Origin of the sequence: Pararhizobium antarcticum (genome assembly GCF_001885585.1) — a bacterium.
GTDB lineage: Bacteria > Pseudomonadota > Alphaproteobacteria > Rhizobiales > Rhizobiaceae > Pararhizobium > Pararhizobium antarcticum.
The window spans coordinates 78,390-90,333 of sequence record NZ_LSRP01000129.1; the positions used below are offsets into that span (position 1 = coordinate 78,390).

Genomic DNA, 11,944 nt, shown 5'->3' on the forward strand with positions numbered 1-11,944 from the left:
TCTTCCTCAGCCGCCCAGTTGATCGACGGCGGCGATGATGCCGCGCAGTTCGGCCAGACCCTTCAGACGGCCGATGCAGGAATAGCCGGGATTGACCTTCTTGTTCTGGTCGTCGATCAGGAGATGGCCGTGGTCGGGGCGCATCGGGATGACGCAGTCCTCCCGCCCTTCTACCTGCCTGCGCTTCTCCTCGGCCCGCAGCACTGAAATCAGCGAGACCATGTTGACGTCGCCGGCCAGATGTTCGGATTCGATGAAGGATCCGTCCGGTTCCTTCGAGACATTGCGCAGATGGGCAAAATGGATGCGGTCGGCAAAACGGCTGGCCATGGCGACGACGTCATTGTCCGGGCGGGATCCATAGGAACCGGCACAGAGCGTGATGCCGTTGGCGGGATGATCGACGGCATCGAGGATCGCCTGAACGTCATCGGGCGTCGAGACAACGCGCGGCAGGCCAAACAGCGGGAAGGGCGGATCGTCCGGGTGGATGGCGAGCCGGACGCCGTTTTCCGCAGCGACAGGGACGACCTCCTGCAGGAATTCGACGAGATTGGCACGCATGTCCGCGTCGGAAATCGCGTCGAAGGCGGCGATATGACCGCGGATCGTTTCGCGCGTGTGGCTGTCCTCGCCGCCGGGCAGGCCGGCAATGATGTTCTTTTCGAGCGTCAGGATCTCGTCTTCGCTCTTCTCGGCAAGACGCATCCGGGCAGCCTCGACGATTGCGGCATCATAGCTGTCCTCGGCCGCGCGCCGCTTCAGCACGAAAACGTCATAGGCAATGAAGTCGATCATGTCGAAGCGCAGTGCATAGCCGCCGACGGCGGTCGGATACATCAGGTTGGTCCGCGTCCAGTCGACCACCGGCATGAAATTGTAGCAGACGACAGGCACGCCACCGCGGCCGAGATTGGCAAGGCTGGTCTTCCAGGCATCAAGCGTGCGACGCCAGTTTGCATCGCGCAGCTTCAGCGCAGAGCCGACCGGGATGGATTCGCAGACGGACCATTGCATGCCGGCCTTGCGGACCAGCGCCATGCGCTCGGCGATATCGTCCGGCGTCCAGGCGCGGCCGTCATAGATGTGATGCAGGGCCGTGACGACACCGTGTGCGCCTGCCTGCCGCGCATCGGAAAGCGTTACCGGATCGTCCGGACCGAACCATCGCCAGCTCTCAAGCATTTGTCGTCTCTCCTTCGTTAATGTTGGACAATAGAATGAAGAATCCTGCCGAAATCAAGAGTTATGGATTGATTGGTCGATTATGTTGGGCATATAAAACGGTATCAGGGCAAAACAGACAGGCAGGACATGCAAGGCGGCGGACGCGCATCGGCGGTGGACGGGATGGTCCAGCATATACGCGGCCTGATCCGGGAGCGCGGGCTGACTGTCGGCGACGTGCTTCCGAGCGAAGGCGAGCTTGCCGTCATGTTCGATGCGAGCCGCAACACCGTAAGGGAGGCCTTCCGCACCTTGAAGGCCTATGGTGTGGCCGAATCACGCCAGAAGGTGGGTGCGGTGCTGACCGATCAGCATCAGGTGGCGATGCGCGATCTGTTTTCCTTCGCGATGGACATATCCGTCGATGCGTTTCGCGATATCCAGGGTTATCGACGGCTGACCGAGATGAACCTGTTCGATCTCCTGGCAGGCCGGATCGGCGAGGACACACTTGCCGAGATGGATGCCGTCAACGCCCGCATTGGCCGCGCCACAACACCTGAAGACGCCTCGGATCTGGATTTCCAATTTCATCGGCTGATGGTCGAGGCGGCGGGCAATCGCACATTGTCGGAGACCTACGGCATGCTGAAACCGGTGATCCGGCGGCTGATGCTGGCCGGAAAATCGCATCGGCTGGCGCTTGAAGGGGTTGTCGCCGAACATGCCGAGATCGTCCAGGCGCTGCGCAAAACCGATCGGATCGCCTTCGTCTACCATATGAACCGGCATCTCGATGCCGGCCTAGAATTCATTCCGCCGCCCGGACGGCCAGACGCCGGACACGGTGCTGGCCTGCAGGAGGATGCTCGATGAGCGAATTTGACGGCAAGGTCGCCCTTGTCACGGGAACCACAGGTATTGGTCGGGCGGTGGCCCTGCACCTTGCCCGCCAGGGCGCCTCTGTCACAGTGCTCGGGATCGACACGGTCGCCAATGCCGCCCTTCGGGATATCGCTGTCGCCGAGGGGCTGTCTCTTGTTGTGCTGGAGACCGACGTCTCCATGCCCAGCGCTGTCGGCGAGGCGATGGCGACGGCGGCCGCGCGTTTCGGCGGGCTCGATATCATCGTCAATTCGGCTGCCGTGCATCCCTATGGGACAGCCGAAACGACATCCTTCGAAGCCTTCATGCGCTGCATGGCCGTCAATGTCGGATCGATCCACCTGACGGCCGAATTCGGCGTGCCGCAGATGCGCAAGCGTGGCGGCGGCGTCATCATCAATCTGTCAAGCGTGCAGGGTCACGCCTGCCAGAGCGGTGTCTCGGCCTATGTCGCCTCGAAAGGGGCCATCCATGCGTTGACACGGGCGATGGCGCTGGATTTTGCAGCGGATCGCATCCGGGTGGTTTCGATCAGCCCGGGTTCGGTGCGCACGCCGATCCTTGAACTTGCTGCCCGCACCTTCGAGGGGCCGGATGCGGACATCGATGCGGTGTTCCAGCGGTTCGGCGCGGCCCATCCGCTCGGGCGCGTCGGCGAACCGGAGGAAGTGGCAGCGCTGGCGGCCTTTCTCGCCTCCGAGAAGGCGGGATTTATCACGGGCTCGGATCACCGCATCGACGGCGGTCTGACGGCCGGTATCGGCGTCCGATAGGAGGGAACAATGTCCACGATGAAACGCAGCCAGATCAATACCATCATTCGCCAGAGCGAAGCCTTCATGCGCGATTTCGGCTATATCCTGCCGCCGTTCGCGGGCTGGTCGCCTGAAGAGATGGTGGCGCGCAAGGCGGAGATTGCCGGCATCACTGGAGCCGGCCTCGGCTGGGATATCACCGATTTCGGACTGGGGGATTTTGCGAGCAAAGGGCTGTTTTTGTTCACGACGCGCAACGGCCGGGTCGGCGACCTGAAACGCGGGCGCGGCATGCTCTACGCCGAAAAGGCGATGATTTCGCGCAAGGATCAGGTCACGCCGATGCATCGCCATGACCTCAAGGCGGAAGACATCATCAATCGTGGCGGCGGTACGCTGGTGATCGAGCTGTTCGGGGATACGGACGGACACTGCGATCGCGAGAAGGGTGTCACCGTTGCCACGGACGGCGTCGTCCAGACATTCGAACCCGGTCACCGGTTGCGGCTGGCGCCCGGCGAAAGCGTCACGCTGATGCCAGGCGACTGGCATGCCTTCTGGGCGGAGGAGGCGGACGTCTTCGTGGCCGAGGTCTCGACCGTCAACGACGACGCCATCGACAATATCTTCGAAGACCCGCTGGTCTCGCGTTTCTCCGGGATCGAAGAGGACGAGCACCCCGTCCATCTCCTGGTTTCGGACTATGGGACCTGGCTGCGATAGCCGGCTCAAGTCTGCAGACGCATCAGTTGGGGTGGGCTGACGACTTGACCTGGACGGTGAAGCTTGCCACGCCGCTGACGACGATCTCGGCATTGTGCGGCATGGAAACAGGTCCGCAAAGGCTGCCCGTGGTGATGATCTGGCCAGCGGCGATCGGTTGCGTCAGCGTATTGGCAAAGGCCAGCATGGCTGCCACAGGGTCGATGAAGGGATGTTTGCCGGGACCGGCAAACAAAATCTCGCCATCGGCGGTGACGGTCAGCGGGTAGCTCAATTCGGGCGCGATCAGGGCCGGGTCCAGCGTCTCGCCCAGCACATAGCCGGCATTGCCAAGGCGGTCGGCCAGAAAGACCTGGGCCTGAGACTTGCTGCCATGATCCAGGCGATGGGCGAGGAATTCGATGCCGGCGCGAATCTCTGAGACATGCTCGAGCACGCTGGCACGGGTATACCCGTCCGGGCCGCGCGGCGTCAGCGGCGTTTTGAGGATGAAGCAGATCTCGACTTCGACGGCATCGACGACCGGCCGTTCGAACACAGCGGTGCCCTCTGCTGACGCCGTCACGATATGCGCCATCGGTGCCGCGATCGACGTGCCGTCCGGACGGATCGCAACCTTGTAGCCACCGGCCATCCAGTCGTTCAGCGCCAATGTTTCATGCTGGGTTTCAACGGCCTCAGCATCGCTGCCAGGAGCGGCAAGGGACGCGGATGTCAGGCGGTGGCCGGCAGCGTCGGCTTCGGACAGCAGGCGGGCGAGTTCGGTCTTGTCGAAGGCGGCGGACATGTTTGTCTCCAAAGCGATGATGCGGGCTCTCTTTCCAGCATACTCCAGCGAAAAGGAAAACCCCGGAGTTTGAGCTCCGGGGTTTTGACACGCGCAACGGGGAGAGGCGTTACGCGGCCTGGACCTTGCGGGCGACACGGGCCCATTCCGGGATCCATTCGCCATGGGCGGCCAGCAGATCGTCGGTCAGCGACCAGATCTGGTCGAGATCGAGTTCGGCTGCCGTATGCGGGTCCATCATCGCGGCATGGTAGAGATGCTCGCGGTTTTCCGTCATCAACGCGGCAACGGTCAGTTCCTGGACGTTGATATTGGTGCGGATCAGCGCTGTCAGCTGCGGCGGCAGCGCACCGATATAGGTGGGCTGGATGCCGTTCTCATCGACGAGGCAGGGCACTTCGGCGGCGCAATTGTCGGGCAGCGAGGTGATGCAGCCATTGTTGCGCAGGTTGCCGTAGATGACAGAAGGCTCGCCGGTCCAGACCGAATTCATGATCGAGGAGGCGTATTCCTTCGATTGTGCGACCTCGATCTTGTCGGCCGAGCGGAAGGCTGCGGCCTGTCCCTTCCACTGCTCGACCTGCTCGATGCAGCGCTTTGGATATTCGTCGAGCGGGATGCCGAATTTCTCGATCAGGTCCTCGCGGCCTTCCTTGATGAAATAGGGCGTGTATTCCGCGAAGTGTTCCGAGCTCTCCGTCACGAAATAGCCGAGCCGGGTCAGCATCTCGTAGCGCACCTTGTTGGGGCAGCGCGGGTTCCAGCCGGGCTTGGGCGCCCGGCCTTCGCGGTATCCGCGGACCAGATCCGGATAGAGATCGCGGTAGGAGCCATCGGCCTGGCGATGCTCGAACTTGAGGAAGAAGGCCATGTGGTTGATGCCGGCGGAGCGGTAGCGGATTTCCTCGTAGGGAATGTCCAGATCTTCGGCGAGTTCCATCGCCGTGCCTTGCACGGAATGGCAGAGACCGACCTGCTTGATGGCAGGATATTTCTCGGCAATCGCCCAGGTGTTGATCGCCATCGGGTTGACATACTGCATCATGATCGCGTCGGGGCAGACCTGCATCATGTCTTCGCAGATCGACCAGAGATGCGGCACGGTGCGCAGGCCCCGCATGATGCCGCCGACGCCGAGCGTATCGGCGATGGTCTGGCGCAGGCCATATTTCTTCGGCACTTCGAAGTCCGTGACCGTGCAGGGTTCGAAGCCGCCGATCTGGAAGGCGACGACGACAAAATTGGCGCCGTCGAGGGCCTTGCGCCGGTTGGAATGCAGCTCGATGGTTGCCTTGACGCCCAGGGTGGAGATCAGTTTGCGGACGACGACCTCGCTTTCTTCCAGCCGTTGCGGATTGATGTCCATCAGCGCGATTTTGGCACCTGACAGTGCTGGACGCTGCAATACGTCGCCGATGATGTTTTTCATGAACACGGTCGAGCCGGCGCCGATGAAGGTGATCTTGGGTTGTCTCGTCATGGGAAAAGCCTCTTTCTAACGGTTAGGCGGCTACATCGAAGGCGGCGCGGACGAGCCGTTCGGTGTAGGCGGTCTTGGGATGGGTGAGAACGTCTTCGACCGGGCCCTCTTCAACGATCTTACCATGCTGCATCACCGCCACCCGGTGGCAGAGGGCGCGCACGACTTTCAGATCGTGGGAGATGAAGAGATAGCTCAGTCCTTTTTCGTCCTGCAGCTTGCGCAGCAGTTCGATGATCTGGGCCTGCACCGAGAGATCGAGCGCCGAGGTGGGCTCGTCGAGCAGAATGAATTCCGGCTCCAGCGCCACGGCCCGGGCAATGGCGATGCGCTGGCGCTGGCCACCGGAAAATTCGTGCGGGAAGCGCGACAGGATGTTGCTGGGCATGCCGGCGCTGCTGAGCGCTTCCCTGACGCGCTCCAGCCGTTCGTTTCGGGTGGCGCCGAGCCGGTTGACGATGAGGCCTTCCTCGATGATCTGGCCAACCGACATGCGCGGGTTGAGCGAGGAGAACGGATCCTGGAAGACCACCTGCATGCGCGCGCGCAACGGGCGCATCTCTTCGCGGGTCTTATGCTCGATCGACTGGCCATCAAACAGGATCTCGCCCCCATCCACCCGCAGGAGCTTGACCAGAGCCTGGCCGAACGTGGTCTTTCCTGAGCCGGATTCGCCGACGAGACCCAGCGTCTCATGCCGGTGAAGCTTGATGCTCAGGCTGTCGACAGCCACCAGCTCCTTCAGTTGCGGCTTGAAGAAGCCGCCGGCCTTCAGCATGAAGGAAACCCGCACGTCGCGCCCTTCGAGAATGGCTCCGGAGTCGACCGGCATCGGGTTCGCCCTGCCCGTCGGCTCGGAGTTGAGCAGGTGGCGCGTATAGGGGTGTTGCGGGTTCTGGAACAGGGCGGACGTGGTGTTGTGCTCCTTCACCTCGCCGTTCTGCATGACATAGACATAGTCTGAAAACTGCCGCACGACGGTGAGGTCATGGGTGATCAGGATCACGGCCATGCCGAGCTTTTTCTGCAGGTCGCGGATGAGGTTGAGGATTTGCGCCTGGACCGTGACGTCGAGTGCCGTCGTCGGCTCGTCGGCGATCAGCACATCGGGGCTGTTGGCGAGCGCCATGGCGATCATGATGCGCTGCCGCTGGCCGCCCGACAACTGGTGCGGATACTGGTTGAGGCGGTTCTCCGGATCGGGGATCTGTACCTGACGCAAAAGCTCCAGTGTGCGTTCCATTGCCTGTTTGCGGCTCATCTTCTGATGCACGCGGATTGCCTCGATGATCTGGGCGCCGATCGTATAGACCGGATTGAGCGAGCTCATCGGCTCCTGAAAGATCATCGAGATGCGGTTGCCGCGCAGGGCCCGACGCTGCCGATCGGAAAATTTCAGCACGTTCTGGCCGTCATAGGCGATGCTCGACCCTTCGGAAACCGAGGCACGCTTGGTCAGGAGGCCCATGACGGTGCGGGCGGTCACCGACTTTCCAGAGCCGGATTCGCCGACTACCGCGATCGTCTCTCCGCGATAGAGCTGGAAGGATACGTCCTTGACGGCATCGACCAGGCCGTTTTCGACCTTGAATTTCACCGCCACGTGACGGGCGTCGATGATCGGCTGTCCGGTGGCTGCGGCGTGGTCATGCCTTTGTTCGGGTGCCAGGGATGTGATGTCCACGAGTGCCATGGTCGTCTCCTCAGTATGGGTCGACGGCGTCGCGCAGACCGTCGCCCAGTGCATTGAATGCAAAGACGGTGATCAGTACGAAGGCCACGGGTGATAGGATCCAGGGATAGGAACCGATAACGGAATAGGTCGAGGTGTCCTGCAGCATCAGACCCCAGGACATCAGTGGCGGCTTGACCGCAAAACCGAGGAAGCCGAGGAAGGATTCGAGCAGCACCACGCTTGGAATGGCCAGCGTCACCGAGACGATCACGTAGCTCATCACATTCGGTAAGATATGCTGGAAGATGATGCGCCGGTCGGTGGCGCCGATCGCCATCGCCGCCCGGACATAGTCGATCCGGGCGAGCGCCAGCGTCTTGCCACGCACCTCACGCGACATCTGCGCCCAGCCGAGTGCCGACATGACGAAGATGACGAAGGCGAGGAAGACATTGGTCGGTGCCGTCACCGGGATCAGCGAGGTCAGGGCCAGATAGAGCGGCAGTTGCGGGAAGGCGAGAACCAGATCGACGAAGCGCTGCATCCAGGTATCGAAGCGCCCCCCGAAATAGCCCGAGACCATGCCGACGGTGGTGCCGACGACCGTGACGATGAAGACCACGGTCAGCGCGATCATCAAGGAGACGCGCGCGCCGTGGAAGATGCGCGACAGCACGTCCCGGCCGAACTTGTCGGTGCCGAGGAAATTGACTGGCGTGCCGTTCGTTGCGCCGAAGAAATGCCGCTCTGTCGGGATCAGGCCGAAAAGCCGATAGCTGAAGCCTCTGACAAAGAAGCCGAGATCGAGCGGGTTGGCGTAGTCGGGGCCGACGAGCGGCTGGAAGGTGACCGGATCGAGTTCGGTGCTTTCGCCGATCGTATAGGTGCGCGGCCAGACGATGCTGCCCTCCTGGTCGGTGATGCTGATGGTCTGCGGCGGAGCAAAGGCGACGCCGGTCAGCTTCGGATCGACAGGCGAAAAGAACTCGGCGAAGACCGTTACCAGCATCAGCATGCAGACGAGAACAAGACCTGCCATGCCTGTCCCGGAGCGCTTCAGGCGACGCCAGACCAGCGCCGAATAGGTTTCGTTGCCATGGTTTGCCGGAGCTGTCTGGATGATTGCTGCTGTTTGAACGTGGGTTGTCATGCGTGTGCTCCCCCGCCCAGGCGGACACGCGGATCCAGCAGCGCCAGAAGCACGTCGGCGATGATGTTGCCGACGATCAGCGTTGCTGACAGGACCAGCATGAAGGTTGCGGTGACGTAGACGTCGCCGACCCACATCGAGCCGACGATGGCCGGGCCGACGGTCGGCAGCGCGAAGATGATCGCGGTCTCGATCTCGCCCGTCAGCATGTAGGGCAGCACTACGCCCTGGTACATGACCAGCGGATGCAGCGCATTGGGCACCGCGTGGTGCATGATGACCTTGCGTTCGGAGAGGCCCTTGGCGCGTGCCGTCTCGACATATTGTGCGTTCAGCGTATCGAGCAGATTGCCGCGCATGACCCGCATATTGTAGGCGAGGCCGCCGAACGTGGCGATGGCGATGACCGGCCAGACATGCTTCAAAAGATCGACGAACTTGTCCCAGGACCAGGGTGCGCCGCCATATTTCGCGGAGTGGAAGCTGTTGATCTCGGTGACGTTGAAGTGGAAGACGAGAATATAGACGATGATCAGCGCCATCAGGAAGCGCGGCACCGTCATGCCGAGGAAGGAGATGCCCGACAGCAGCGTATCCACCCAGGTATATTGCCGCGTGGCGGCGAGAATGCCGAAGGTGATGCCGATGATGGAGGCGAGGATGTGGCAGACGAGCGCCAGCGCCAGCGTGCGCGGCAAGCGTTCACCGACGACCTCGGAAACTGGTTTGTTGTAGAAAAGGCTGTGGCCGAAATCGCCGCGCGTCACGATCCCGGTGACCCAGTTGACGTATTGAACGACCATCGGCTTATCGAGGCCGTTGGCAATCTTGTAGGCCTGCGCCTGAGCGTCGGCTTCCTCGAACGACGCGCCGCCCTGATTGATGGCTTGCGAACGGATATAGTCGCTGTAGTCGCCCGGTGGCGCCTGGATGATCACGAAGGTCACGATGCTCAGTACGAAGAGCACGGGGATGGCAGATGCGATGCGCACAAGCAGAAATCGGAACATGGCTGTTTGGTTCTCTTGTGTGTATGGGGGTCCCCCGGCCACGGTGGTCTGCGGCCGGGGAGTGTCTGGGAGAGATCAGTTGATCGGGCCGGCTTCGCCCGGCTTGCCTGGAAGTTGCTGCGGGAAGAGTTCGTAGTCGCCCTGCTTGTCAGCGCTGACGAAAACGCGTTCGCGCAGGATCGTATCTTCGGCCCAGTTGAACATATAGATCGGCGCGCCCGGCGGGATGTTGGAGAAGCGCTTGTTGATGATGAGCGCACCCGGATATTCGGTCAGGCCAACCGTGTTGACGTTCTCGGTGGAGATCTTCTGATACGTCTTCATGAGGTCCGACCGCTCGTCATTGTCGTTTGAAGCAATGAAGCTGTTGACGGTCGCGACCATGTCCTTCTCGAACGGCAGGAGATCCATCGTTCCATCCGGTCCGGCACGGTGGTGCCAGCTTGTGCGCGGTCCCGTCGGGGCCAGTTGCGGCGTATTCTGAACCACCGACGAAAGCTCCGAACCGTTGCGCAGCAGCGTCCAGTCAAACCGGCCGGAATTGCGAGCATCGTCACGTTTCACGCCATCCAGCGAGTTCAGCGTGATCTTCAGGCCGAGCTGCTCCATCTGCCCGATGACACCCTCCGCAAGGTTGCGGTCGGTGGCATAGTCGGATGTCGACAGAAGCACAATCTGTACGTCGCCTCCGCCCAACGTACCGGCCGGGAAGTTCACGAAGCCGTTTCCATCGGTATCCTTCAGCCCCACTTTTTCGAGAAGCGCCTTGGCTCCTTCCAGATCGAAGGGATAATACACCGTCGACTGGCGGTCGTAAAAGCTGGTGCCGGAGGATATGCCGCCCGGATAGATTGTCGTGAACGGTCCCTTGACGAGGGAATCGCCGATCTTCTTCCGGTCCAGCGCCATGGTTACGGCCTTGCGGAAATCGAGGTTGCGGTTGAGTTCGCGCACGGCCTTGCCGCGTTCGTCAGGTTCGCCCCAGCCATTGACCGAGAAGTTCATGTGCAGGTTGTAGCCGATCAGGCGGGCGCCGAAGGCAAGCCGGGCAGGGGCGGTTTCCTGGGCTGCACGCTTCAGGCTCTCCACGAAGTTTTCCGGCTGTTCGAGGTTCGAGAAGTCACCCGAACCGGCGATGGCCTGAACGTCACGGTCTCCCCAGGTCGAGAGCTTGTAGTGCATCTCGTTGAGATAGGGCAGTTGCTGGCCGTTCTCGTCGACCTTCCAGTAGTAGGGATTGCGACGCATCACGATGATATCGTCGGGCCGATAGGCAACGGGGACCCAGCCACCCATGACCGGGATGTTCATGTACTGGGCCGGAAAGCCGTTCTTGTACTGGTCGTAGGTGAATTCCTTGTTGTATTTCGGGTGCTTGGTTTTCAGGATATGCGCCGGGCCCGGGCAGAAGGTACCATAGGCCATGGCAAACAGATGCTGCCTCGGAAAGGCTTCCTTGAACGTCCATTCGACGGTGTTGGCGTCGATGGCCGTCAGCGTCGTGCCTTCGCCGAACGTCTCTGGCGTCGCGCCATTCAAAGGCGAGACATTCATATCGAGGACGTTGTCGTTCCAGTAGAACATCACGTCCTCAGAGGAGAAGGGAACGCCATCCGACCATTTGGCGCCTTCGACCAGGTGCATGGTCAGCTTATGGCCGTCTTCGGACCAGTCCCAGCTCTTTGCCAGGTTTGGCAACGGCTCCATGTCGCTGGCCTCGACCTGGTAAAGCGGTGCCGTGCGCGTCAGGCATTCGGACAGGCCGATGTCGATGCCGCCCCAGCCTTGCGTCTGGCCGGCCGAGTAGTTCCAGCCCTCCGGGCGTCCGCCGATGACGTGGCGCAGCGTGTCGCCGTAGACGCCGATGCCATCGGGCATGTTGCCCGTCTTGAAGACCATCGGTTCCTTTGGCAGGCGTTGTTCAACCGGCGGCAGCTTGCCGGTCTTGACGAATTTTTCGGTGACCCAGTCCGGCTCGCTGTATGTCGGCAGCGCCTTGAATTCGACGATCGAATCGCGCGGCACGTAGGTGATCTTGCCCTGGGCCGGGAAAGGTGCCTGTTCAGGAACGACGGTCGGCTCCGAAGCCCAGGCCTGCAAGGCAAAGGCGGATACGCCGAGCATCAGCACGGCGCCCCGTTTCATATGGCGAATGGTGTTCATCGTTTCTCTCTCCCTCATGCTTCATGCCGGACCGAGATGGGACGGCTTGCTCCTCAGCATTTTCGTGTCATTCCAGGCGGTCCTATTGGAACGCAGCAGGCCCGCCTCCCGGAACCTGCCGCCGCCCGCCGATCTCCATCGTTCGAACG

General features: G+C 61.6%; 10 protein-coding genes. 3 read left to right on the forward strand and 7 right to left on the reverse strand.

The window, feature by feature from the left end; genetic code table 11:
* Window positions 1–6 precede the first annotated feature (6 nt).
* Window positions 7–1,185, reverse strand: coding sequence for a mannonate dehydratase (gene uxuA, locus AX760_RS22745; protein ID WP_071835294.1), 1,179 nt, complete (start codon window positions 1,183–1,185; stop codon window positions 7–9).
* Window positions 1,186–1,350: 165 nt separating this feature from the next.
* Here uxuA and AX760_RS22750 point away from each other — a divergent pair, with 165 nt between their 5' ends.
* The 3 genes from AX760_RS22750 to AX760_RS22760 are packed head-to-tail and all read left to right on the forward strand — an operon-like array spanning window position 1,351 to window position 3,530.
* Window positions 1,351–2,043, forward strand: coding sequence for a FadR/GntR family transcriptional regulator (locus tag AX760_RS22750; RefSeq protein ID WP_245295084.1), 693 nt, complete (start codon window positions 1,351–1,353; stop codon window positions 2,041–2,043).
* Window positions 2,040–2,825: an SDR family NAD(P)-dependent oxidoreductase gene (locus tag AX760_RS22755; protein ID WP_071835296.1), complete on the forward strand. Its 786-nt coding sequence runs from the start codon at window positions 2,040–2,042 to the stop codon at window positions 2,823–2,825. The genes AX760_RS22750 and AX760_RS22755 overlap by 4 nt, the downstream gene beginning before the upstream one ends.
* Window positions 2,826–2,843: 18 nt before the next feature.
* Window positions 2,844–3,530, forward strand: a complete 687-nt coding sequence (locus tag AX760_RS22760; protein ID WP_071835388.1) for a D-lyxose/D-mannose family sugar isomerase — start codon at window positions 2,844–2,846, stop codon at window positions 3,528–3,530.
* Window positions 3,531–3,552: 22 nt separating this feature from the next.
* Here AX760_RS22760 and AX760_RS22765 read toward each other — a convergent pair whose 3' ends face one another.
* The 6 genes from AX760_RS22765 to AX760_RS22790 form a co-directional block, all read right to left on the reverse strand.
* Entirely contained in the window at window positions 3,553–4,317 is a 765-nt protein-coding gene (locus AX760_RS22765; protein WP_071835297.1) for a hypothetical protein, read from the reverse strand.
* 109 nt (window positions 4,318–4,426) lie between these two features.
* Window positions 4,427–5,797 (reverse strand): alpha-glucosidase/alpha-galactosidase, encoded by a 1,371-nt coding sequence (melA, locus tag AX760_RS22770; RefSeq protein ID WP_071835298.1) that lies wholly within the window; start codon window positions 5,795–5,797, stop codon window positions 4,427–4,429.
* 22 nt (window positions 5,798–5,819) lie between these two features.
* Complete coding sequence (locus AX760_RS22775; RefSeq protein ID WP_071835299.1) at window positions 5,820–7,490, reverse strand: ABC transporter ATP-binding protein; 1,671 nt, start codon at window positions 7,488–7,490, stop codon at window positions 5,820–5,822.
* A gap of 10 nt (window positions 7,491–7,500) precedes the next feature.
* Complete coding sequence (locus tag AX760_RS22780) at window positions 7,501–8,622, reverse strand: ABC transporter permease (protein ID WP_071835300.1); 1,122 nt, start codon at window positions 8,620–8,622, stop codon at window positions 7,501–7,503.
* A complete protein-coding gene (locus tag AX760_RS22785; protein WP_071835301.1) occupies window positions 8,619–9,632 on the reverse strand; it encodes an ABC transporter permease in 1,014 nt (337 codons plus the stop codon). Before AX760_RS22785 ends, AX760_RS22780 begins: the two co-directional genes overlap by 4 nt.
* Before the next feature lie 75 nt (window positions 9,633–9,707).
* Window positions 9,708–11,795, reverse strand: coding sequence for an ABC transporter substrate-binding protein (locus tag AX760_RS22790; protein ID WP_071835302.1), 2,088 nt, complete (start codon window positions 11,793–11,795; stop codon window positions 9,708–9,710).
* Window positions 11,796–11,944 lie beyond the last annotated feature (149 nt).

Bases quoted from the DNA above. Each gene is read 5' to 3' on its own strand.
- AX760_RS22760 (WP_071835388.1), top strand. From the start codon at position 2,844: ATGAAACGCAGCCAGATCAATACCATCATTCGCCAGAGCGAAGCCTTC.
- AX760_RS22750 (WP_245295084.1), top strand. From the start codon at position 1,351: ATGGTCCAGCATATACGCGGCCTGATCCGGGAGCGCGGGCTGACTGTC.
- AX760_RS22775 (WP_071835299.1), bottom strand. From the start codon at position 7,490: ATGGCACTCGTGGACATCACATCCCTGGCACCCGAACAAAGGCATGAC.
- uxuA (WP_071835294.1), bottom strand. From the start codon at position 1,185: ATGCTTGAGAGCTGGCGATGGTTCGGTCCGGACGATCCGGTAACGCTT.
- melA (WP_071835298.1), bottom strand. From the start codon at position 5,797: ATGACGAGACAACCCAAGATCACCTTCATCGGCGCCGGCTCGACCGTG.
- AX760_RS22785 (WP_071835301.1), bottom strand. From the start codon at position 9,632: ATGTTCCGATTTCTGCTTGTGCGCATCGCATCTGCCATCCCCGTGCTC.
- AX760_RS22780 (WP_071835300.1), bottom strand. From the start codon at position 8,622: ATGACAACCCACGTTCAAACAGCAGCAATCATCCAGACAGCTCCGGCA.
- AX760_RS22755 (WP_071835296.1), top strand. From the start codon at position 2,040: ATGAGCGAATTTGACGGCAAGGTCGCCCTTGTCACGGGAACCACAGGT.
- AX760_RS22790 (WP_071835302.1), bottom strand. From the start codon at position 11,795: ATGAACACCATTCGCCATATGAAACGGGGCGCCGTGCTGATGCTCGGC.
- AX760_RS22765 (WP_071835297.1), bottom strand. From the start codon at position 4,317: ATGTCCGCCGCCTTCGACAAGACCGAACTCGCCCGCCTGCTGTCCGAA.